Source organism: Pseudomonas sp. RC3H12 (genome assembly GCF_018596375.1).
Classification (GTDB): domain Bacteria; phylum Pseudomonadota; class Gammaproteobacteria; order Pseudomonadales; family Pseudomonadaceae; genus Aquipseudomonas.
This window is the reverse complement of the sequence record NZ_CP075595.1, coordinates 907,127-930,037: the sequence shown is the minus strand read 5'-3', so window position 1 is coordinate 930,037 and position 22,911 is coordinate 907,127. Positions and strand designations below refer to the sequence as shown.

Sequence of the window (22,911 nt, the reverse complement as noted above, 5' to 3'; positions counted from 1 at the left end):
GGGCGCATGCCCGATGATGTGACACCGTGCTCCAGGACGGAGCACTTGAGGCCCGGCGCGCAAGTGAGTAATCTGCGCGCCCCCTCGATCGGGGCGGGAAGGATCCCGCCCGCGTTTGCTGACCGCCCAGTCAATGTTTCCGGGCGGTTTGCCAACGTGTTGCCAGCGTGAAATACCTATTTCATCCGTTCAGAAAGACGTCGAGCAGGATGGTTGTGCCCAACGTGGAAAAGTTGGCGCAGCTCTTGCCAAACAGCTGTGGCCAATTGAAAAAAGCTGACCCAAAAGACAAGAACAGCGCCCGAGCGCTGACAACAGATCCAACTCAAGGGAGCGACACACGCAATGCGTACCATCAATAGCCTGATCCTCGCCGGCGGCCTGCTGGCCTGCGGCGCCAGCCAAGCCGGTGACCTGCTGCAATGGCAGAACAACAGCCTGACCTACCTGTGGGGCAAGAACTTCAAGGTCAACCCCGAGACCCAGCAGACGGTCACCTTCGAGCACGCCGATGCGTGGAAGTACGGCGACAACTTCTTCTTCTTCGACAAGATCTTCTACCAGGGCAAGAAGGACGCCAGTAACGGCCCGAACACCTACTACGGCGAATTCAGCCCACGCCTGTCGTTCGGCAAGATCTTCGACCAGAAGCTCGAGTTCGGCCCGGTCAAGGACGTGCTGCTGGCCATGACCTACGAGTTCGGCGAGGGTGACACCGAGTCCTACCTGATCGGCCCCGGCTTCGACCTGGCGATCCCAGGCTTCGACTACTTCCAGCTGAACTTCTACCAGCGCACCACCGACGGCAGCCGTCCGGGCGACAACGTCTGGCAGATCACCCCGGTGTGGTCCTACACCATCCCTGTGGGTTCGTCCGACATTCTCATCGACGGCTTCATGGACTGGGTGGTGGACAACGACGAGAACCGTCGCGGCACCTACCAGGCGAACCTGCACTTCAACCCGCAGGTCAAGTACGACCTGGGCAAAGCGCTGCACCTGGGCGAGAAGCAGCTGTACGTGGGTATCGAGTACGACTACTGGAAGAACAAGTACGGCATCAAGGACAGCGATGCCTTCACTACCGATCAGAACACCATGAGTTTCCTGGTGAAAGTGCACTTCTGATCACACAGCGCTCAGGCTCTGTCTGACGTGGGAGCGGGCTTGCCCCGCCCCCACGTCCCTGCGCTACTCAGTGAGCAGGGCGCAGCGCCTGCCACAGCTTGCCGACGACGCTCACCACCGCCAGCACCACAGCCCCCGCAATCACCCCCGCCACACCATTGAGCAGTGCCCCGGTCAACGCCCCGCCCCGTCCTTCGCTGAACGCCTCGATAGCGTGATGCAGCGGCGCGATGCCATGTACCAGGATCCCGCCACCGACCAGGAACATCGCCGCGGTGCCGATCACCGACAGGCTTTTCATCATGTACGGCGCTGCGCGCAGGATACCGTTGCCCACCGCCTGGCTCAGCGCCGAGGCTTTCTTGGTCATCCACAGCCCCAGGTCATCGAGTTTGACGATGCCTGCCACCAGGCCATACACCCCCAGGGTCATGACGATGGCGATCCCCGACAGCACGATGATCTGCTGGCTCAGCGGCGCATCGGCCACGGTGCCCAGGGTGATGGCGATGATCTCGGCGGAAAGGATGAAATCGGTGCGCACCGCGCCCTTGATCTTGCTCTTCTCAAAAGCCACCAGGTCAACCTGCTCATCCGCCACGGCCGCCTTGCGTGCCTCGTGCTGCGCGTCGTCCTCGGCCTTGCTGTGCAGGAACTTGTGCGCCAGCTTCTCGAAGCCCTCGAAGCACAGGTAGGCGCCACCAACCATCAGCAACGGAATCACCGCCCAGGGAATGAACGCGCTGATCAGCAACGCTGCCGGCACCAGGATCGCCTTGTTCACCAGCGAGCCCTTGGCCACCGCCCACACCACCGGGATCTCGCGTTCGGCGCGCACGCCGGTGACCTGCTGGGCGTTGAGCGCCAGGTCGTCGCCCAGTACCCCGGCGGTCTTCTTCGCCGCGACCTTGGTCATCAACGAGACGTCGTCGAGGACCGTGGCGATATCGTCGATCAATACCAGTAAGCTGCTTCCTGCCATGTCAAAATGTTTCCAGTAGGTTCGAATGGCCGGGATTCTAGCCCAAAGACGCTGCCTTGAGCGCCCGTCCGAGCGGGTGCTACCATGCCGGACCCCTCTTGGAGGGGCCAGACCCGAGGAAGATTCCCGACAATGAGCACCATTCGCGAGCGCAACAAGGAACTGATCCTGCGCGCAGCCAGTGAAGAATTCGCCGACAAGGGCTTCGCCGCCACCAAGACCAGCGATATCGCGGCCAAGGCCGGGCTGCCCAAGCCGAACGTGTACTACTACTTCAAGTCGAAGGAAAACCTCTACCGCGAGGTGCTCGAGAGCATCATCGCGCCGATCATGCAGGCCTCGACGCCGTTCAACGCCGACGGTGATCCGAAAGAGGTGCTCAGTTCGTACATCCGCTCGAAGATCCGCATCTCCCGCGACCTGCCCCACGCCTCCAAGGTGTTCGCCAGCGAGATCATGCATGGCGCGCCGCACCTGTCGCCGCGCCAGGTGGAGCAGCTCAACGAGCAGGCCCGGCACAACATCGAGTGCATCCAGCGCTGGATCGAGCGCGGCCAGATCGCCCACGTCGATCCGCACCACCTGATGTTCAGTATCTGGGCGGCGACGCAGACCTACGCGGATTTCGACTGGCAGATCGCCGTGGTGACCGGCAAGGCCAAACTGGCCGACAGCGACTATGACGCGGCGGCCGAGACCATCATCCGCCTGGTACTGAAGGGCTGCGAGCCCGAGGCGGCCTGAGCCAACGCAATCGCGGGGCAAGCCCGCTCCCACGCCCTGAACCGCCCTAAGCAGTAGGGAAAAGTCCAGATGACCGTGGGAGCGGGCTTGCCCCGCGATAGTTCTAAACCCTGATCAGGCAGCAACCCCCGCATCCGCCGTCAGCCCCACCTCTTCGATCGCACTGATCGCGCACTGCTCGTCGATATCCGACGTATCCCCGCTGATCCCTACAGCCCCCAGCACCTTGCCGTCCCGATCACGGATCAGCACCCCGCCCGGCACCGGCACCACCGGCCGCTCGCCCAGCCCGTTCAGCGCGGCATAGAACGCCGGCCGCTGCTGCGAATCCAGCGCCAGCAGGCGCGAGCCCTTGCCCAGGGCCACCGCGCCCCAAGCCTTGCCGATGGCCACCTGCGGACGCAGCAGGGTGGCGCCATCCTCGCGCTGCAGCGCCAGCAAGTGCCCGCCGGCATCCAGCACCGCCACGGTCAGCGGCGCGGCGTTGATCTTGCGGCCCGCGGCCAGCGCGGCGTTCACCACGCCGACAGCGTCTTTGAGGGTCAATGCGTTCATGAAAAGGTCCTCTTCTTGTTGTGAGAAGCCCTGAGGGCAGTTGAAAACCAATAGACACGATAGAACACAACAAAGACACTGTTTGTATACAATTTTCTGATCCAATGTGTCTCGCTGCGACGAAATGCCGCCCTTTTTCGCCATGACCAGCAAGTCAAACCCGCCGACGAAAATGGATTGACCTTTTGCGCCGACCATGAATACACTCTGCCGCAACGCAAGTTGTATACAATTACAAAATCGATGAGGCACAAACCATGAGCAAAATGAGAGCAATCGATGCAGCCGTTCTGGTCATGCGCCGTGAAGGTGTAGATACCGCGTTCGGCATTCCCGGCGCCGCGATCAACCCGCTGTACTCGGCCCTGAAGAAAGTCGGTGGCATCGATCACGTCCTCGCTCGCCACGTCGAAGGCGCCTCGCACATGGCCGAGGGCTACACCCGCGCCAACCCGGGCAACATCGGCGTGTGCATCGGCACCTCCGGCCCCGCCGGCACCGACATGGTCACCGGCCTGTACAGCGCCTCGGCCGACTCCATCCCGATCCTCTGCATCACCGGCCAAGCCCCGCGTGCCCGCCTGCACAAGGAAGACTTCCAGGCCGTCGACATCACCAGCATCGTCAAGCCGGTGACCAAGTGGGCGACCACCGTGCTGGAGCCGGGCCAGGTGCCCTACGCGTTCCAGAAGGCCTTCTACGAAATGCGCACCGGCCGCCCAGGCCCCGTGTTGATCGACCTGCCGTTCGACGTGCAGATGGCCGAGATCGAGTTCGACATCGACGCCTACGAGCCACTGGCGATCAGCAAGCCAGCCGCCACCCGCGTCCAGGCCGAAAAAGCCCTGGCCCTGCTCAATGACGCCGAGCGCCCGCTGCTGGTAGCCGGCGGCGGCATCATCAACGCCGACGCCAGCGACAAGCTGGTCGAGTTCGCCGAACTGACCGGCGTCCCGGTAGTGCCAACCCTGATGGGCTGGGGCACCATCCCGGACGATCACGAATTGATGGTCGGCATGGTCGGCCTGCAGACCTCGCACCGCTACGGCAACGCGACCATGCTCAAGTCCGACCTGGTGTTCGGCATCGGCAACCGTTGGGCCAACCGCCATACCGGCTCCGTCGACGTCTACACCGAAGGCCGCAAGTTCGTGCACGTGGACATCGAACCGACCCAGATCGGCCGAGTGTTCACTCCAGATTTGGGTATCGTCTCGGACGCCGGCAAGGCCCTGGACGTGTTCCTCGAAGTGGCCCGCGAATGGAAAGCCGCAGGCCTGCTCAAGTGCCGCAAGGCCTGGCTGGAAGACTGCCAGGAACGCAAGGCTACCCTGCAGCGCAAGACCAACTTCGACAACGTCCCGGTCAAGCCGCAGCGCGTGTACCAGGAAATGAACGAAGTGTTCGGCAAGGACACCACCTACGTCAGCACCATCGGCCTGTCGCAGATCGCCGGCGCGCAGTTCCTGCACGTGTACAAGCCACGCCACTGGATCAACTGCGGCCAGGCCGGCCCGCTGGGCTGGACCATCCCTGCCGCGCTGGGTGTCGTCAAGGCCGACCCGAAACGCAAGGTGGTCGCGCTGTCCGGTGACTACGACTTCCAGTTCATGATCGAAGAGCTGGCGGTGGGCGCGCAGTTCAACCTGCCGTACGTCCACGTGCTGGTGAACAACGCCTACCTCGGCCTGATCCGCCAGGCGCAGCGTGGTTTCGACATGGATTACTGTGTACAACTGGCGTTCGAGAACATCAATTCCACCGACGCCGCCACCTACGGTGTCGACCACGTCGCCGTGGTCGAGGGCCTGGGCTGCAAGGCCATCCGCGTGTTCCAACCGGCCGAGATCGCCCCTGCCCTGCTCAAGGCGCAGAAGATGGCCGAAGAGTTCCGCGTGCCGGTGGTGGTCGAAGTGATTCTCGAGCGTGTGACCAACATTTCCATGGGCACCGAGATCAACGCGGTCAACGAGTTCGAAGACCTCGCCCTGGTCGGCAACGACGCGCCGACCGCCATCTCGCTGCTGGACTGATCGCCTGACGCCCCCGCGCCGCGCGCGGGGGCAATCACCGCAAGGAGACGACTTATGCCTCGCTTCGCCGCCAACCTGTCCATGCTGTTCACCGAACAGGACTTCCTGGCTCGCTTCAAGGCCGCCGCCGACGCTGGTTTCAGCGGCGTCGAATACCTCTTCCCGTACGATTTCAGCGCCGCCGAGATCAAGCAGCAGCTCGACGCCCATGGCCTGACCCAGGTGCTGTTCAACCTGCCCGCGGGCGACTGGTCGAAAGGTGAGCGTGGCATCACCTGCCACCCCGACCGCGTCGAAGAGTTCCGCGCCGGTGTCGACAAGGCCATCGAGTACGCCAAGGTGCTGGGCAACACCCAGGTCAACGCCCTGGCCGGCATCCGCCCGCAAGGCCCGGACTGCGCCACCGTGCGCAAGACCTTCGTGGAAAACCTGCGCTACGCTGCCGACAAGCTCAAGGCCGCCGGCATCCGCCTGGTCATGGAAATGATCAACACCCGCGACATCCCGGGCTTCTACCTGAATACCACGAAACAGGCCCTGGAAATCCAGGCCGAGGTGGGCAGCGACAACCTGTTCCTGCAGTACGACATCTACCACATGCAGATCATGGAAGGTGACCTGGCGCGCACCCTGGAAACCAACCTCAAGCTGATCAACCACGTGCAGTTGGCCGACAACCCGGGCCGCCACGAGCCGGGCACCGGCGAGATCAACTACCGCTTCCTGTTCGAGCACCTGGACCGCATCGGCTACCAGGGCTGGGTGGGCGCGGAGTACAAGCCCAAGACCACCACCGAAGCCGGCCTGGGCTGGCTGAAGACCCACAACGTTATCTGATGAGGCAACCGTGGGAGCGGGCTTGACCCGCGATGACGATGGCAACCTTGGCACCGCCATCGCGGGTCAAGACCGCCCCCACGGAGCCACGAACAAATACAAAAGAGGCAGATTCTCATGGCTAAAATCGGTTTCATCGGCACCGGCATCATGGGCAACCCCATGGCCCAGAACCTGCAAAAAGCAGGTCACAGCATCTTCGTTTCGACCCACCACGACGCAGCTCCGGCCAACCTGATCGCCGCTGGCGGCGTGGCCCTGGCCAACCCGAAGGAAGTGGCCCAGGAAGCTGAATTCATCATCGTCATGGTGCCCGACACCCCACAGGTCGAAAGCGTGCTGTTCGGTGAAAACGGCGTCGCCGAAGGCGTGGGCCCGAACAAGGTGGTGATCGACATGAGCTCGATCTCGCCTACCGCCACCAAAGCCTTCGCCGAGAAGATCAAGGCCACCGGCGCCGCCTACCTGGACGCCCCGGTGTCCGGCGGCGAAGTCGGCGCCAAGGCCGCGACCCTGAGCATCATGGTCGGCGGCTGCCCGAAAGCCTTCGAGCGCGCCCTGCCGCTGTTCGAAGCCATGGGCAAGAACATCACCCGCGTCGGCGGCAACGGCGATGGCCAGACCGCCAAGGTGGCCAACCAGATCATCGTCGCCCTGAACATCCAGGCCGTTGCCGAAGCCCTGCTGTTCGCCGCCAAGAACGGCGCCGACCCGGCCAAGGTGCGCGAGGCGCTGATGGGCGGCTTCGCATCGTCGAAGATCCTCGAAGTGCACGCCGAGCGCATGATCAAAGGCACCTTCGACCCAGGCTTCCGCATCAACCTGCACCAGAAGGACCTCAACCTGGCCCTGCAAGGCGCCAAGGAGCTGGGCATCAACCTGCCCAACACCTCCAATGCCCAGCAAGTGTTCAACACCTGCCAGGCCCTGGGCGGCGGCAACTGGGACCACTCGGCGCTGATCAAGGGCCTGGAGCACATGGCCAACTTCTCGATCCGCGACGACAAGTAAACCTGTACCTGCCCTTCGCGGATAAATCCGCTCCTTGTAGGAGCGGATTTATCCGCGATGCGGCCAACACCAATGAACCTGTAACCACAGGTCCATGAGGTGACCCCGAGCAACACCCGCCCCTGGTTCGGCCTGCACGGAGGCAGTTCCAGGGGCGTTTTCGATTTTGCAGAACAACAAGAATCTGGGAGCCTGCCATGTCGGTCGATCCACAAAAATTCCTGCGCGAGCTGTTCGACACAGCCATCGCCGCCGCCCACCCCCGTCAGGTCCTCGAACCCCACCTGCCCGCCGACCGTAGCGGCCGGGTCATCGTCATCGGCGCCGGCAAGGCCGCTGCCGCCATGGCCGAAGTGGTCGAGAAGAGCTGGCAGGGCGAAGTCTCTGGCCTGGTGGTCACCCGCTACGGCCATGGCGCCAGCTGCCAGAAGATCGAGGTGGTCGAAGCCGCCCACCCGGTCCCCGACGCTGCCGGCCTGGCCGTGGCCAAGCGCGTGCTCGCGCTGGTCAGCAACCTGAGCGAAGACGACCGCGTCATCTTCCTGCTCTCCGGCGGTGGCTCGGCCCTGCTGGCCCTACCCGCCGAAGGCCTGACCCTGGCCGACAAGCAGCAGATCAACAAGGCCCTGCTGAAATCCGGCGCCACCATCGGCGAGATGAACTGCGTGCGCAAGCACCTCTCGGCGATCAAGGGCGGGCGCCTGGCCAAGGCCTGCTGGCCGGCCACCGTCTACACCTACGCGATTTCCGATGTACCGGGCGACCTGGCCACGGTCATCGCCTCCGGCCCCACCGTGGCCGACCCCAGCACCTCGGCAGATGCCCTGGCGATCCTCAAGCGCTACAACATCGAAGCGCCCAAGGCCGTCATCGACTGGCTCAACAACCCGGCGTCGGAAACCGTCAAGGCCGACGACCCGGCTCTTTCGCGCAGCCACTTCCAACTGATCGCCAGGCCCCAGCAGTCGCTCGAGGCCGCCGCGGTGAAAGCCCGCCAGGCCGGCTTCAGCCCGCTGATCCTCGGTGACCTGGAAGGCGAGTCGCGCGAGGTGGCCAAGGTGCATGCCGGCATCGCCCGCCAGGTCGTCCTGCACGGCCAGCCGCTGAAGGCACCCTGCGTGATCCTCTCCGGCGGCGAGACCACCGTCACCGTGCGCGGCAATGGCCGTGGCGGGCGCAACGCCGAGTTCCTGCTCAGCCTTACCGAAAGCCTCAAGGGCCTGCCGGGGGTGTACGCATTGGCCGGTGATACCGACGGCATCGACGGCTCCGAGGACAACGCCGGCGCCTTCATGACCCCGGACAGCCACGCCCGCGCCGAGGCCCTGGGCCTGTCGGCAAGCGATGAGCTGGACAACAACAACGGCTACGGCTACTTCGCCGCGCTCGACACGCTGATCGTCACCGAGCCGACCCGCACCAACGTCAATGACTTCCGCGCCATCCTGATCCTCGAGACCGACCCCTCATGACGCCTGATAAAAAAGTAAAAATCCTCGCCACCCTCGGGCCTGCGATCAAGGGCATCGACGACATCCGCCAGCTGGTCGAGGCCGGGGTGAACATCTTCCGCCTCAACTTCAGCCACGGCGAACACGCCGACCACGCCCTGCGCTACCAGTGGATCCGCGAAGTCGAGCAGCAGCTCAACTACCCGCTGGGCATCCTCATGGACCTGCAGGGGCCGAAGCTGCGCGTCGGCCGTTTTGCCGACGGCAAGGTGCAACTGCAACGCGGCCAGGCCCTGCGCCTGGACCTGGACAAGACCCCGGGCGACAGCCGCCGGGTGAACCTGCCGCACCCGGAGATCATCGCCGCGCTGGAGCCCGGCATGGACCTGCTGCTCGATGACGGCAAGCTGCGCCTGCGCGTAACCGCCAAGCACAGCGACGCCATCGACACCGAAGTGCTAGCCGGCGGCGAGCTGTCCGACCGCAAGGGCGTCAACGTACCGCAAGCCGTGCTCGAGCTCTCCCCGCTCACCGAAAAGGACCGCCGCGACCTCACCTTCGGCCTCGAGCTGGGCGTGGACTGGGTGGCCCTGTCGTTCGTGCAGCGCCCGCAGGACATCCTCGAAGCACGCGAGCTGATCGGCGACCGTGCCTACCTGATGGCCAAGATCGAGAAGCCCTCGGCGGTCGAGCAGCTGCAGGCCATCGCCGAGCTGTCCGACGCGATCATGGTCGCCCGTGGCGACCTGGGCGTGGAAGTGCCGGCCGAGAGCGTGCCGCAGATCCAGAAGGGCATCATCAATACCTGCCGCCAGCTGGGCAAGCCAGTGGTGGTGGCCACGCAGATGCTCGAATCCATGCGCTTCTCCCCGGCCCCGACCCGCGCCGAGGTCACCGATGTGGCCAACGCCGTGGCCGAAGGCGCCGATGCGGTGATGCTGTCGGCCGAGACCGCCTCGGGCGACTACCCGCTGGAAGCCGTGCAGATGATGAGCAAGATCATCCGCCAGGTGGAGAACGGCCCGGACTACCAGGCCCAGCTCGACGTTGGCCGGCCCAAGGCCGAAGCCACGGTGTCGGACGCCATCAGCTGCGCGATCCGCCGCATCAGCGGCATCCTCCCGGTGGCGGTGCTGGTTAACTACAGCGAATCGGGGAACTCCACCCTGCGCGCCGCCCGCGAGCGGCCACGGGCGCCGATCCTCAACCTGACGCCGAACCTGAACACCGCCCGCCGCCTGAGCGTGGCCTGGGGCGTGCACTCGGTGGTCAACGACCGCCTGCGCCAGGTCGACGAGGTGGTCTCCACGGCGCTGGAAATCGCCCAGGCCCAAGGCATGGCCAGCCGTGGCGACACGCTGCTGATCACCGCCGGTGTGCCCTTCGGCAAGCCGGGTTCGACTAATACGCTGCGGATCGAGACGCTGGTGTAACAACCTGCACGACTCCTGTGGGAGCGGCGGTGCGCCGCTCCCACGAGACGTGCTAGCAACCCATGACATCGCGGAAAACCGAGGCCCGAAGAGGCCCACCGCTGACCACTCACCTCACTGACTGCCCATGTACACCAAAAATTTCGTCAACCCGTGCCCCGACTGGGCCACGGCCCTGCTCAACGGTTTCAGCCAGGTGCTGCTGCTGCGCAATCCCCTGTGCGGCCTGTGCTGCCTGCTGGCCATCCTGCTGACCGCGCCGAACCTGGTCGGCGGCGCCCTGCTCGGCGCCCTGGCCGGCCTGCTTACCGCCCAACGCCGCGGCTACGACCGCACCGACCGCCAGGCCGGGCTGTACTGCTACAACGGCGTGCTGATCGGCATCCTGATCAGCGCCGTACTGCCCTGGTCGGCGATCCTGCCACCGCTGATCATCGCCGCCGGCGGCCTGTCGAGCATGCTCACCCACCAATGGCGCAAGCGCGGAGGCAAGCTGCTGATTGCCTACACCGCGCCATTCGTGCTGCTGGGCTGGGCCGCGTTGCTGCTGACCGAGCCGTCGGCCAACGGCTATGTCGAAGCCGATCCTGTGTATGCCCTGCTGCGCGGCGTGGGGCAGATCTTTTTGCTCGACAAGCCCATGGCCGGCCTGCTGATCGTCATCGGCATGTACTTCGCCAACCCCTATGCCGCCACCTGGGCGCTGATCGGCTCGGCCATCGGCGGTGGTGTCGCGCTGCTGGCTGGAGAAACGCAGGCCGCGTGGCTGGGGCTGTATGGCTTCAACGCCGCCCTGGCGGCCCTGGCCTTCAGTCGCCAGGGCGAGAAACCCTGGGTGACCTTGCTCGCTATCGCCTGCGCCCTGCTGCTGCAGCCACTGTTCAACCTGCTGCCAATCGCCGGGCTGACCGCGCCGTTCGTGACCGCGTGCTGGCTGATGCACCTGGGCAACCACCTGATGCAGCTCAACCAGCGCCGCAACGCGCCTCGCTTGCACAGCTGATACCCAGCCCCTAGGCTCTGCCCATCCACACAATGGAACGAGCCCATGGACAACCCTGCGAGCCTGCGCGAGCGGCTCTACGTCATCGTCTTCCAGACCGACACCACGGCTGGCAGACGCTTCGACAAGATTCTCCTGTTGATCATCCTGGCCAGCCTGGTGACGGTGATCCTCGACAGCATCGACGACGTTCACCAGAACTACGCCGGCCTGCTGGCCGGGATCGAGTGGGGCTTCACCGCGATCTTCCTCGCCGAATACATCACCCGCCTGTACTGCTCGCCCAAGCCACTGCGCTATGCCTTCAGCTTCTACGGGCTGGTCGACCTGCTGGCGATCGTGCCGGGGATCATCGCCCTGTACTACAGCGACGCCCAGTACCTGCTGATCATCCGCGTGGTGCGCATGCTGCGGATCTTCCGTGTGCTCAAGCTCAGCCCCTACCTCAAGCAGGCCCACTACCTGCTGGCGGCGCTGCAGGGCAGCAAGCAGAAGATCATCGTGTTCCTGGTCAGCGTGTCGACCCTGGTGACCGTGTTCGGCACGTTGATGTACGTGATCGAAGGGCCGGAGCATGGCTTCACCAGCATCCCCAAGGGCATCTACTGGGCCATCGTCACCCTCACCACCGTGGGCTTCGGCGATATCGTGCCGACCACGCCGCTGGGGCAGGTGCTGTCGTCGCTGGTGATGATCACCGGTTACTCGATCATCGCCGTGCCCACCGGGATCTTCACCGCCGAACTGGCCAATGCCATGCGCGGCGAACAGTTGCAGCATGACTGCCCGACCTGCGCCAAGCACCACCACGAGCATGGCGCGGCGTTCTGTTCGCGCTGTGGCAATGCGTTGTTTCCCAAGCAATAGGCAGCGTCCCCAATGCAGGGCAAGCATAAGCAAAGAGCCATTTGGTCTTTAGCCACCCTAGCGCCAAACGCTATAGTCGCTGGCATATCGCCAACCCTTTGAATCAGAACAAGGAATGCCCCCAGTGAAAAAACTCTTCAGCGCCTCGCTGCTCGCCGCGTGCCTGGCCCTGGGCAACCTCGCCCAGGCCGCCCCTACCCTGCTCAACGTGTCGTACGATGTGATGCGCGACTTCTACAAGGACTACAACCCGGCGTTCCAGAAGCACTGGGAGAAGGAGCACAACGAGAAGGTCAACCTGCAGATGTCCTTCGGCGGCTCGAGCAAGCAGGCGCGCGCGGTGATCGATGGCCTGCCGGCCGACGTGATCACCATGAACATGGCCACCGACATCAATGCCCTGGCCGACAACGGCAAGCTGGTGCCGGACAACTGGGTAACGCGCCTGCCGAACAACAGCGCGCCGTTCACCTCGGCCACCGTGTTCATCGTGCGCAAGGGCAACCCCAAGGCGCTGAAGGACTGGCCGGACCTGCTCAAGGACGGCGTGCAGGTAATCGTGCCCAACCCGAAAACCTCGGGTAACGGCCGCTACACCTACCTCTCGGCCTGGGGCTACGTGCTCAAGCAGGGCGGTGACGAAAGCAAGGCCCGCGATTTCGTCGGCAAGCTGTTCAAGCAGGCGCCGGTGCTGGATACCGGTGGCCGCGCCGCCACCACCACTTTCATGACCAACCAGATCGGCGATGTGCTGGTGACCTTCGAGAACGAGGCCGAGATGATCGCCCGCGAGTTCGGCCGCGACCAGTTCGAAGTGGTCTACCCGAGCGTGTCGGCCGAAGCCGAGCCGCCGGTGAGCGTGGTCGACAAGGTGGTGGCCAAGAAAGGTACCCAGGCCGTGGCCGAGGAATACCTGAAGTACCTGTGGTCGCCGGAGGCCCAGGAGATCGCCGCGAACAACTACCTGCGTCCGCGTGACGCCACTGTGCTGGCCAAGTACACCGACCGTTTCCCGAAAGTCGACTTCCTGTCGGTGGAGAAGACCTTCGGCGACTGGCGCACCGTGCAGAAGACCCACTTCAATGACGGTGGCGTGTTCGACCAGATCTATACCAACAAGTAACCACCGTTCTCAGGGTCAGATCTGAGGGAGCGGCTCGTGGGAGCGGGCTTGCCCCACGATAGAGCCAGCCCAGGCAACACTGTCGTTGCCTCTGTCGCCATCGCGGGGCAAGCCCGCTCCCACGCACCTTCCAGTATCAATAAGGGTCAAGCCTGCTGGCGAAACACCAGCGCCTTCAGGCCACCCTCCGGATCGGCATCCGGAAACTCCGGCGGATTCTCCAGCCGCTCGACGAACGCCAGCCCCGGCGCCTGCTCGGCCATCCCCTCGATGAGAAACTGCGGCCCGATCCCCGGATCGTTGACGCAGGCCAATACCGTGCCGCCTTCAGTCAACAACTCCGGCAAACGCCGAAGGATCTTGGCGTAGTCCTGGGTCAGCACGAAGCTGCCGCGCTGGAAGGTCGGCGGATCGATGATGATCAGGTCGTACGGCCCGTACTTGCGCACCTTGCCCCACGACTTGAACAGCTCATGCCCCAGGTACGCGACCCGCGAGGCGTCATGGCCATTGAGCCGGTGATTGTCGCGGCCCCGGGACAGCGCCGACTTGGCCATGTCCAGGTTGACCACCTGCTCGGCGCCGCCGGCAATCGCCGCCACCGAGAAACCACAGGTATAGGCGAACAGGTTGAGCACGCGCTTGCCGCCCGCCTGCTCGCGCACCCAGCGCCGGCCGTAGCGCATGTCGAGGAACAGGCCGTTGTTCTGTCGCACGCCCAGGTCGAGCAGGTACTTCAGGCCATCCTCGACCACCTCGCGCTGCTGGCACGGCGCGCCCCACAGCCACTGCCCAGGGCTGTCGGGCAGGTAGCGGTGCTGCAGCAGGATGGCCTGGCCGCTCCACCGCGGGCGCTCGGCCAACGCCATCAGCATCGCTTCAAGCTCGGCCAGCTGGCCCTCGGGCGGCTCGCGGAACAGCGCCACCAGCAACACGCCGTCGAGCCAGTCGATGGTGATCTGTTCAAGCCCCGGCCAGCAGCGGCCACGGCCATGGAACAGGCGGCGAGTCTCCTGGGGGGCAGGGTCGAGGGCGGCGAGCAGGTGCTGCTCGAGGGTGGCAATGGCTGGGCTCATGTCGGCTACGGTCAGGCAAAAGCGCCATTCTACCCGCTCGCGACCGGGCCGGGCGGCCATCGATGAAGGGGATGAGAGGGTTTGCGGCACTTTTGTCGCTTTTTTCTTGCCGGGGCGCTGTGGATAGTGCGGCCATCCCTCCCTGAAACCGGATCACTGCCATGTCACCCCTGAAAGTCGAATTCTTCCACGATGTCGTCTGCGGCTGGTGCTTCGTCCTCGCCCCGCGCCTCAAGCAGCTGCAGGACGAACTGAACCTGGACGTGCAGCACCGCAGCTTCATCCTGCAGACCAGCCGCGAGGCAATGGTCGAGCGCTTCGGCTCGATGCCCAAGGCCAAGGAGACCATCCTCAGCCACTGGCTGTCGTGCTCGCGCGCCGAGGACGTCAAGCGCATCAACATCGAAGCCATGCGCCAGCAGGACTTCGAGTACCCAACCGGCCTGCTCGCGGGCCTGGCCTGCCAGACCGCCAAGGCCCTGGGCGGCAACGAAGGCCACGAGCGCCTGTTCGACCGCCTGCAGGAAGCCCACCTGGTGCAGGCCCGCAACATCGGCGACCGCGCCACCGTGCTGGCGGTGGCCGCCGAAGCCGGTTTCGACCCGCAGGCCTTCGCCACGGCATTCGACCAGCAGGCCCCGCAGATGCTCGAGGAAGAACTGGCCCAGGGCCGGCGCCTGGGCATCAGCTCGGTGCCCAGCCTGGTGATCGACGGCCGCTACCTGGTCCCCGGCGCGCTGAGCCTCGAGCAACTGCGCCAGACCTTCATCCAGGTCCGTGCCAACCAGAACCAGGCACAAGGAGCCGCCCAATGAAAAACCGTTACTGGATCGCCGCCGGCACCTCTCTGTCGCTGCTGGCCATGGCCCTGCTGCCCGCCCCGGCGGTAGTGGCCAACGACGCCCCCGCCGCCCAGGCCAACGCCACCCCGGTGGCAATCGCCCGCGTGCAGTCGGGCCCGATGCCGCAGGTGCTCAGCGCCGTCGGCACCCTGGAGGCGGTACACCAGGTCAATGTCTCGCCCGAGGTCGGCGGGCGCATCACCGCGTTGGAGTTCACCGCCGGCAAGGCCGTGGCCGCAGGCCAGGTGCTGGTCAAGCTCAACGACGCGCCCGAGCGCGGCGAGCTGGCCAAGCTGCAGGCCCAGGCCAAGAACGCCAAGCTGGCCCTGGAGCGCACGCGCAAGGTGCTGCCGCTGGCCTCCACCCAGGCCCAGCTGGATCAGGCCCAGGCCAACTACGACCAGCTGCTCGGCGAGATCGCCCAGGTCCAGGCGCAGATCGCGCAGAAGACCATCCGCGCTCCGTTCGCCGGCGTGCTGGGTATCCGCAAGGTCAACCTCGGCCAGTACGTCAGCCCCGGCGACAGCCTGGTGACCCTCACCGAGCTGTCGCGCCTGCACGTCAACTTCCCGCTGCCCGAGCAGTCCGCCGCCGCCCTGCAGGCAGGCCAGGCCATCACCCTCAAGGTCGACGCCTGGCCGCAGCAGCGCTTTGTCGCCGCAGTGACCACCCTGGAGCCGCAGATCGACCCGGGCGCCCGCTCCATGCTGGTGCAGGCAACCCTGGACAACCCCGGCCAGCAACTCAAGCCGGGCATGTTCGCCAACGTCAGCATCGAGCTGCCGAGCCACGCCGATGTGCTGAGCGTGCCGGAGACGGCGATCAGCTACAGCGCCTACGGCAACTCGCTGTACGTGCTGCGCGAGAAGGACGGCGCCCTGCGCGTGGAGCAGGTGTTCGTCAAGCTCGGCGCGCGCCGCGACGACCGCGTGGTGGTGCTCGACGCGCTGACCCCGGGCGACCGCGTGGTGGTCTCGGGGCAGATCCGCCTGAGCAACGGCATGCCGGTGCGGGTCACCGACGACACCCTGGCCGCCAGCACCACGCGCAAGCCGGACCTGGCCCAGCAGTAATGGGTTTGCGTGCCACTGAAAAGGACCTGTAGCACCATGAAATTCACCGACCTGTTCATCCGCCGCCCGGTACTGACCCTGGTGGTCTGCGCGATGATCGTCATGCTTGGCCTGTTGGCGCTGCTGAACCTGCCGATCCGCCAGTACCCGCAGCTGGAAAGCGCGACCATCACCATCACCACCGAATACCCCGGCGCCCGCTCGCAGCTGATGCAGGGCTTCGTCACCCAGCCCATCTCGCAGGCCGTGGCCTCGGTCGACGGCGTCGACTACCTGAGCTCGACCTCGACCCAGGGCAAGAGCGTCATCAGCGTGCGCCTGAAGCTCAACGCCGACTCCAACAAGGCCCTCACCGAGATCATGGCCGCCGTCAACCAGGTCAAGTACCGCCTGCCCGAAGGCGCCTACGACTCGGTGGTGGCCAAGTCTTCCGGCGAAGGCACGGCGGTGATCTACGTCGGCTTCTCGAGCAAGGACATCGGCCTGCCGGCGATCACCGACTACATCTCCCGCGTGGTGCAGCCGCGCCTGGCGGCCATCGATGGCGTGGCCGAGGCGCAGATCCTCGGCGGCCAGAAACTGGCCATGCGCCTGTGGCTGGACCCGGCGCGCATGGCCGCGCGCAACCTGTCGGCCAGCGACGTGGCCGAGGCCATCCGCCAGAACAACTTCCAGGCCGCCCCCGGGCAGACCAAGGGCCAGTACGTCTCGGCCAACATCAACATCAACACCGACCTGACCAGCGTCGACCAGTTCCGCCAGATGGTGGTGCGCCGCGACGGCGACACGCTGATCCGCCTGAGCGACATCGGCACCGCCGAGCTCGGCGCCACCTCCTACGACACCAGCGGCATCATGGACGGCGAGCCTGCGGTGTTCATCGGCCTGCACGCCACCCCCGCCGGCAACCCGCTGACCATCGTCGGCTCAGTGCAGGAAATGATGCCGCAGATCCGCGAGACCATGCCGCCGGGCATGACCGCCAACATCGTGTTCGAGGTGGCGCGTTTCATCCAGGCGTCCATCGACGAGGTGGTCAAGACCCTGGTCGAGGCCGTGGTGATCGTCGCCGTGGTGATCTTCCTGTTCCTCGGCTCGCTGCGCAGCGTGCTGATCCCGCTGGTGACCATCCCACTGTCGCTGATCGGCGCGGCGGCGATCATGAGCCTCTTTGGGTTCAGCATCAACCTGCTGACCCTGCTGTCGATGGTCCTGGCCATCGGCCTGGTGGTGGACGACGCCATCGTCGTGGTGGAGAACGTGCACCGGCATATCGAGGAAGGCAAGACGCCGTTGCATGCGGCTTTGGTCGGCGCCCGCGAGATCGCCGGCCCGGTGATCGCCATGACCCTGACCCTGGCCGCGGTGTACGCCCCGATCGGCCTGATGGGCGGGCTGACCGGCGCGCTGTTCAAGGAGTTCGCCTTCACCCTCGCCGGCGCCGTGGTGGTGTCCGGCGTGGTGGCGCTGACCCTGTCGCCGGTGATGAGCGCCTTCCTGCTCAACCGCCAGGCCAGCGAAGGGCCGATGGCCCGTGGCGCCGAGCGTTTCTTCCACTGGCTGGGCAACGGCTATGGCCGTTTGCTTGACGTGTCCCTGCACCACCGCTGGGTCACCCTGGCCATCGCCGTGGCGGTGTTCGTCAGCCTGCCGATCCTCTACCTCGGCGCCCAGCGCGAACTGGCGCCGGTCGAGGACCAGGCCCAGGTGCTGGCGGTGGCCAAGGCCCCGCAGTACGCCAACATCGATTACACCCAGATGTACGCGCACCGCATGGACCGCCTGTTCGCCACCTTCCCGGAAACCGACATCACCTGGGTGGTCAACGGCAACGACGGCCCGCGCACCGCGTTCGGCGGCGCCAACCTGAGCACCTGGGAAAAGCGCCAGCGCAGCGCCGACCAGCTGCAGGCCGAGATCCAGAAAGCCGTGGGCGAAATCGAGGGCGTGGCCATCTTCGCCTTCCAACTGCCGCCGCTACCCGGCTCCACCGGCGGCCTGCCGGTGCAGATGGTGATCCAGAGCTCCCAAGACCACCGCGTGGTGTTCGACGCCATGGACAAGATCAAGCAGGCGGCCATGGCCAGCGGCCTGTTCGCCGTGGTCGACAGCGACCTGGACTTCAACAGCCCGCTGGTCAACATCAACATCGACCGCAGCAAGGCCAACGACCTGGGCATCAGCATGCAGGCCATCGGCGACGCCCTGGCGGTACTGGTGGGCGAGAACTACGTCAACCGCTTTGCCCTCGACGGCCGTTCCTACGACGTGATCCCACAGGTGGCACGGGCCCAGCGCCTGTCGGCAGAGATGCTGGTCGGCCAGTACGTCAAGGCCGCCAACGGCGCCCAGGTGCCGCTGTCGACCCTGGTCAGCTTCGACATGTCGATCGAACCCAACAAGCTGACCCAGTTCAACCAGCTCAACTCGGCCACCTTGCAGGCGGTGCCGGCGCCGGGCGTGAGCATCGGCGACGCGGTGCAGTTCCTCGCCACCCAGGCCAATGCCCTGCCCACCGGCTTCAGCCATGACTGGCTGTCGGATGCCCGCCAGTTCGTCCAGGAAGGCAGCGCCCTGGTGGTGACGTTCATCTTCGCCATCCTGGTCATCTACCTGGTGCTGGCGGCGCAGTTCGAAAGCCTGCGCGACCCGTTGGTGATCCTGGTCAGCGTGCCGATGTCGGTGTGCGGCGCGCTGATCCCGCTGTACCTGGGCTATGCCACGGTGAACATCTACACGCAAATCGGCCTGGTGACCCTGGTCGGCCTGATCAGCAAGCACGGCATCCTCATGGTCGAGTTCGCCAACGAGCTGCAGCAGGCCGACCAGCTCGACCGCCGCACGGCCATCGAACGCGCCGCGCAGATCCGTCTGCGGCCGATCCTGATGACCACCGCGGCCATGGTCGTGGGCCTGGTGCCATTGCTGCTGGCCAGCGGTGCCGGCGCCCACAGCCGCTTCAGCCTGGGCCTGGTGATCGTCATCGGCATGCTGGTCGGTACGCTGTTCACCCTGTTCATCCTGCCCACCGTGTACTCGCTGCTGGCCAAGGACCACCGTGCCAGCGAAGACCCACGCCTGCAGGAACTGGCCGCCTACACCCAGCCGGCCTGACCCCTTAGCCCGCCCTCCCCTGTGGCAGCCATGACCGGCTGCCCCTGGGAGCGGCCGGCCCGAATAAAGAGAAACGACATGCTACGTAAGACCCTTCTGCCCCTGCTGCTGCTGGCGCCCCTGGCCCAGGCCGTTGCCGCCGACCGTGCGACGCTGATGTCGGTGTACGCCCAGGTGGTCGAGCACAACAGCGACATGGCCGCCGCCCGCGAGAACTACCTGGCCCGCCGCGAGGCCGTGCCCCTGGCCCGCGCCCGCCTGCTGCCGCAGGTGGCCCTGGATGCCGAGGCCGGCGACGTGCGCAGCGACCGCCGCCAGGTCGAGCAACGCAGCGGCAGCCTGTACCGCCTGAGCCTCGACCAACCGCTGTTCGACCTCAGCCGCTGGTTCGACTACAAGGCCGCGCAGTCCGAGAACGAACAGGCCGAACTGGACTTCTCGGCATTCCAGCAGCAGCTGATCCTCGACACCGCCAGCAGCTACTTCGACACCCTGCTGGCCGAGGACAACCTGGCCACCGCCAAGGCCGAGCTGCGCGCCTTCGACCGCCAGCTGCAACAGACCCGGCTGAGCTACGACGCCGGCCTGTCCGACCAGAACGACATGCTCTCGGCCCAGGCCAGCTTCGACCGCGCCAGCGCCAACCTGATCGACAGCCAGCGCCGCAGCGAGGACGCCTACCAGGCACTGATGCGCCTGACCGGCCAGGCCCAGCCGGCATTGGCCGGGATCCGTCACAGCCTGCCGGTGCAGGCGCCGGTGCCCGAGCGCGCCGAGGCCTGGGTCGAACAGGCCATGGCGCAGAACCTGCGCCTGCGCGCCAGCCAGGCCGCCGTCAGCCAGGCCGGCCAGACCCTGCGCAGCAGCAAGGCCGATCACCTGCCGACCTTCAACCTGGCCATGGGCTACGCCGAGGGCGACAGCGACCTGATGGACTCCAGCGCGCACTTCGGCCAGCGCCCCGGCAACCAGCGCGACAGCTCGGTGATGGTGCAGATGAAGCTGCCGCTGTTCAGCGGCGGCGGCACCAGCGCGCGGGTGCGCCAGGCCACCCATGAGCTGGCACGCACCGAGTACGGCCGCACCAGCCTCGAACGCGAGGTGCTGGAAGGGTCGCGCAACGCCTTCCGCGCGGTGGTCAGCGATGTCGAGCAGGTGCGCGCGCGGCGCCAGAGCATCATCTCCAGCCAGGGCTCGTTGCGGGCCACCGAGGCGGGGTATGAGGTGGGCAGCCGCAACATCGTCGATATCCTCGATGCCCAGCGCGACCTGTACAACGCGGTGCGTGACTACAACGTCTCGCGCTATGCGTACATCGTCGACAGCCTGCGGCTCAAGCAGCAGGCCGGCAGCCTGAGCCCGGAAGACCTGCGCGAATTGGCGGGGTACCTGAAGCTGGATTACGAGCCGGAGCGGGATTTCCTGCCGAGTGATCTGCGCGGGTAAGGTATTGGCAACACCGGCCCTATCGCGGGGCAAGCCCGCTCCCACGCCTGAATGCGTTGTTTGCAAGGGCGTGGGAGCGGGCTTGCCCCGCGATAGGGCCATCGGATCAACAGCGGCGGTTCATACCAAGCTCCATGTCATCGATCAACGCCTTGGCCATGGCGCTCAACATGCGCGCTGCGCTGCCCGCCATCAGGTCGCCTTCCATCTCGGCCTCGCAGGTGAGGTGGCGAATGCAGCCAAGCAGCACCGACAACTCGCTGAAGGCATCCGCGAAGGGAATGCCCGGCTCGACCTTGAACAGGTCCATGCAGCGGGTCCGGCCTGCGGTACGTGCGTTGGTCATGGCTGCACCTCTGGCTTGTGTTCGAGCAAGGCACAGGCCAGCTGGCCGAGGTAGTCGCTGGCGGCGAACAGACGGTCCTGGGCTTCGCCAGGGTCGGTCTTGAAGTAGATATCGAGGACATCGGAAATAGCCGTGGCCACTTCGACGGCGGCGGTCATGGCTTCTTCGCGGGTGAGGGTCGGGCGGATTGCGATGAAGGGGGCTAGACGCGGTGGGTCTGGGACGATCTTTTTCATAGTCAACACTCCTGCGCGGTTCAAGAATGCTGCCCTCCGGCGCCTTTCTCACGGGACAAAGGGTGGCAGCCGTGCACGGGGTGAGAAACCGAGGCGCAAGAGAAACTCGGCCAGACCGAAGTCTGCCCGGGCACGGCTGCCATAACTGGATTGCCGATAATTTACGCCTCGGGTTCTCACGCCCGGTCACCTGGTGTGGCGACCCCGTGAAGTTATCCGTGGAGTATTTCCCCGACAACGCAGCAGCTTCCGGCAAGCGCGTAGGATAGTTCCCAAGCTTTGCTGGCTGAAGCATTTGGTTTCAGGTTCGGAAAGATCCGACAGTCTTCGAAATGGCTGGGGGCTATTGCGCAGGGAGCAAAGTTCCAGCGTGGGAGCGGGCTTGTGCCGCGAAAGGGCTGCGCGGCAGCCCCAGCTACCGCCCCGAAAATCACCCCGGCCGATACTCCCGGCACCGCTCCCGCAGTATCTGCGCCAGCAAGCGCACCTCGGGACTGTGCCGGTACTCCTCGGGGTACCCCATGTACATCGGCACCTCCCGCTCCCGCTGATGCTGCAGGTTGACCCGCACCAACCGCCCTTGCGCCAACCCCTGCTGCACCCGGTGCTCCGGCAGCCAGGCAAAGCCCATCCCCCGCTCGACGAAGCTCTCGGCCGCCGCCAGGCTGCTCACCGTCCAGCGCTGCGAGGTCCCCAGCCAGCCGCTGTTCTGCGAATTGCGCGTGCCGGAATCGCGGATCACCACCTGCCGGTGGTTCTTCATGTCGTCCAGGCTCAACTCGCCCTGCGCCTCGCTGAGCGGGTGGCTGGCCCCCACCACGCAGATCAACGAGACATTCAGCAAGAACTCCTGCAGATACCCCGAGGGCAGGCTGCTGGCGATGCCCAGCTCGACCTTGCCGTCCTCCAGCAACTCGCGAGCCCCGGACAACGCCGTCTCGTACAGGCGGATACGGTGATCCTTGTACTCCAGGGCGAACTCCTGCAATGCCTGTTGCAGCAATTCGATGGGGAACAGCACATCCACCGCCAGCGCCTGCTCGGTGAACAACCCGGGCTGGTACTGGTTGGCCAGGTGCTCGAGCTTCTGCGCCGCGCCCAGCAGGTGCTTGGCCTGGGGCAATAGCGCCTTGCCCAGCGAGGTGAGCACGGCCTTGCGCCCTTCGATGATGAACAGCTCCTGGCCCAGGAGCATTTCCATGCGGTTGACCGAATGGCTGATCGCCGACTGCGACTTGTACATGTGCTCGCCGGCCTGCTGGAAACCGCCGCACTCGACCGTGCAGACGAACGCGCGCCACTGATCGAGACTGATCTTGGAAAACACCACTACCTCCTTGTGTGCCCGGAAACCGGGCGACGAATCCTTTGTCCTGCGGCGTTGTACCACAGCTGCCGCCAACACATGAAGACCGTGCCGCGATGCGCGCACTTTTTGTCACTATTCGCCCAGGCACGCTTCGTGCGACAACAACGTCCCGCACAGTGCCCGGCACTAATGGATGAATAATGGACAAGGAAGTCCCGACCATGCAGATATGCACAAGCGATACGGCATAAATATATAGCCGAAACAACAGGTCAATCAGGCGACAACACCGCCATAAAATT

Annotated in this window: 20 protein-coding genes; 14 read left to right on the top strand and 6 right to left on the bottom strand. The window is 65.3% G+C overall.

Features of this window, described 5'->3' with window-relative positions:
- Window positions 1-345 precede the first annotated feature (345 nt).
- Window positions 346-1,128: an outer membrane protein OmpK gene (locus tag KHO27_RS04345; RefSeq protein ID WP_102684649.1), complete on the top strand. Its 783-nt coding sequence runs from the start codon at window positions 346-348 to the stop codon at window positions 1,126-1,128.
- A gap of 67 nt (window positions 1,129-1,195) precedes the next feature.
- On the opposite strand, the gene KHO27_RS04340 is transcribed toward KHO27_RS04345, so the two are convergent.
- Window positions 1,196-2,110, bottom strand: a complete 915-nt coding sequence (locus tag KHO27_RS04340; RefSeq protein ID WP_046856492.1) for a DUF808 domain-containing protein — start codon at window positions 2,108-2,110, stop codon at window positions 1,196-1,198.
- Between the two features lie 132 nt (window positions 2,111-2,242).
- On the opposite strand from KHO27_RS04340, the gene KHO27_RS04335 reads away from it, so the two are divergent.
- A complete protein-coding gene (locus KHO27_RS04335; protein ID WP_102684647.1) occupies window positions 2,243-2,854 on the top strand; it encodes a TetR/AcrR family transcriptional regulator in 612 nt (203 codons plus the stop codon).
- A 114-nt stretch (window positions 2,855-2,968) separates the two neighbouring features.
- Here the strand turns inward: KHO27_RS04335 and KHO27_RS04330 are convergent, their stop codons facing one another.
- Window positions 2,969-3,409 (bottom strand): GlcG/HbpS family heme-binding protein, encoded by a 441-nt coding sequence (locus KHO27_RS04330; RefSeq protein WP_028692837.1) that lies wholly within the window; start codon window positions 3,407-3,409, stop codon window positions 2,969-2,971.
- A 257-nt stretch (window positions 3,410-3,666) separates the two neighbouring features.
- Here KHO27_RS04330 and gcl point away from each other — a divergent pair, with 257 nt between their 5' ends.
- The 8 genes from gcl to KHO27_RS04290 all read left to right on the top strand — a co-directional run bounded on the left by gcl (window position 3,667) and on the right by KHO27_RS04290 (window position 13,167).
- Window positions 3,667-5,442: a glyoxylate carboligase gene (gene gcl / locus KHO27_RS04325; RefSeq protein ID WP_102684645.1), complete on the top strand. Its 1,776-nt coding sequence runs from the start codon at window positions 3,667-3,669 to the stop codon at window positions 5,440-5,442.
- 54 nt (window positions 5,443-5,496) lie between these two features.
- Window positions 5,497-6,279, top strand: a complete 783-nt coding sequence (gene hyi, locus KHO27_RS04320) for a hydroxypyruvate isomerase (RefSeq protein WP_110704621.1) — start codon at window positions 5,497-5,499, stop codon at window positions 6,277-6,279.
- Window positions 6,280-6,375: 96 nt separating this feature from the next.
- Window positions 6,376-7,290 carry a 2-hydroxy-3-oxopropionate reductase gene (locus KHO27_RS04315; protein ID WP_352165414.1) on the top strand — a complete coding sequence of 305 codons (915 nt, stop codon included), beginning with the start codon at window positions 6,376-6,378 and terminating at the stop codon, window positions 7,288-7,290.
- A gap of 197 nt (window positions 7,291-7,487) precedes the next feature.
- Complete coding sequence (locus tag KHO27_RS04310; protein ID WP_214501269.1) at window positions 7,488-8,762, top strand: glycerate kinase type-2 family protein; 1,275 nt, start codon at window positions 7,488-7,490, stop codon at window positions 8,760-8,762.
- Window positions 8,759-10,174, top strand: a complete 1,416-nt coding sequence (pyk, locus tag KHO27_RS04305; protein WP_046856497.1) for a pyruvate kinase — start codon at window positions 8,759-8,761, stop codon at window positions 10,172-10,174. The genes KHO27_RS04310 and pyk overlap by 4 nt, the downstream gene beginning before the upstream one ends.
- Window positions 10,175-10,301: 127 nt before the next feature.
- On the top strand, window positions 10,302-11,177 hold the full coding sequence (locus KHO27_RS04300) for an urea transporter (RefSeq protein ID WP_214501268.1): 876 nt from the start codon (window positions 10,302-10,304) through the stop codon (window positions 11,175-11,177).
- 45 nt (window positions 11,178-11,222) lie between these two features.
- Window positions 11,223-12,044, top strand: a complete 822-nt coding sequence (locus KHO27_RS04295) for an ion transporter (RefSeq protein WP_102683547.1) — start codon at window positions 11,223-11,225, stop codon at window positions 12,042-12,044.
- Between the two features lie 124 nt (window positions 12,045-12,168).
- The gene (locus KHO27_RS04290; RefSeq protein WP_214501267.1) at window positions 12,169-13,167 is read left to right on the top strand and encodes a sulfate ABC transporter substrate-binding protein; all 999 of its coding nucleotides are present in this window, start codon (window positions 12,169-12,171) and stop codon (window positions 13,165-13,167) included.
- A 146-nt stretch (window positions 13,168-13,313) separates the two neighbouring features.
- Here KHO27_RS04290 and KHO27_RS04285 read toward each other — a convergent pair whose 3' ends face one another.
- Window positions 13,314-14,243: a class I SAM-dependent methyltransferase gene (locus tag KHO27_RS04285; protein ID WP_214501266.1), complete on the bottom strand. Its 930-nt coding sequence runs from the start codon at window positions 14,241-14,243 to the stop codon at window positions 13,314-13,316.
- A 161-nt stretch (window positions 14,244-14,404) separates the two neighbouring features.
- Here KHO27_RS04285 and KHO27_RS04280 point away from each other — a divergent pair, with 161 nt between their 5' ends.
- The 4 genes from KHO27_RS04280 to KHO27_RS04265 all read left to right on the top strand — a co-directional run bounded on the left by KHO27_RS04280 (window position 14,405) and on the right by KHO27_RS04265 (window position 20,718).
- Window positions 14,405-15,058 (top strand): DsbA family oxidoreductase, encoded by a 654-nt coding sequence (locus tag KHO27_RS04280; RefSeq protein ID WP_102683549.1) that lies wholly within the window; start codon window positions 14,405-14,407, stop codon window positions 15,056-15,058.
- Window positions 15,055-16,158, top strand: coding sequence for an efflux RND transporter periplasmic adaptor subunit (locus KHO27_RS04275; RefSeq protein ID WP_052752633.1), 1,104 nt, complete (start codon window positions 15,055-15,057; stop codon window positions 16,156-16,158). Before KHO27_RS04280 ends, KHO27_RS04275 begins: the two co-directional genes overlap by 4 nt.
- A gap of 36 nt (window positions 16,159-16,194) precedes the next feature.
- On the top strand, window positions 16,195-19,272 hold the full coding sequence (locus KHO27_RS04270; protein WP_214501265.1) for a MexW/MexI family multidrug efflux RND transporter permease subunit: 3,078 nt from the start codon (window positions 16,195-16,197) through the stop codon (window positions 19,270-19,272).
- A gap of 78 nt (window positions 19,273-19,350) precedes the next feature.
- A complete protein-coding gene (locus KHO27_RS04265; protein ID WP_198754911.1) occupies window positions 19,351-20,718 on the top strand; it encodes a TolC family outer membrane protein in 1,368 nt (455 codons plus the stop codon).
- A gap of 106 nt (window positions 20,719-20,824) precedes the next feature.
- Here the strand turns inward: KHO27_RS04265 and KHO27_RS04260 are convergent, their stop codons facing one another.
- The 3 genes from KHO27_RS04260 to KHO27_RS04250 all read right to left on the bottom strand — a co-directional run bounded on the left by KHO27_RS04260 (window position 20,825) and on the right by KHO27_RS04250 (window position 22,627).
- Window positions 20,825-21,064 carry a DUF3077 domain-containing protein gene (locus KHO27_RS04260; RefSeq protein ID WP_028692826.1) on the bottom strand — a complete coding sequence of 80 codons (240 nt, stop codon included), beginning with the start codon at window positions 21,062-21,064 and terminating at the stop codon, window positions 20,825-20,827.
- Window positions 21,061-21,300, bottom strand: coding sequence for a hypothetical protein (locus KHO27_RS04255; RefSeq protein WP_110704541.1), 240 nt, complete (start codon window positions 21,298-21,300; stop codon window positions 21,061-21,063). Before KHO27_RS04255 ends, KHO27_RS04260 begins: the two co-directional genes overlap by 4 nt.
- A gap of 430 nt (window positions 21,301-21,730) precedes the next feature.
- Window positions 21,731-22,627, bottom strand: a complete 897-nt coding sequence (locus tag KHO27_RS04250; RefSeq protein ID WP_046856506.1) for a LysR family transcriptional regulator — start codon at window positions 22,625-22,627, stop codon at window positions 21,731-21,733.
- Window positions 22,628-22,911 lie beyond the last annotated feature (284 nt).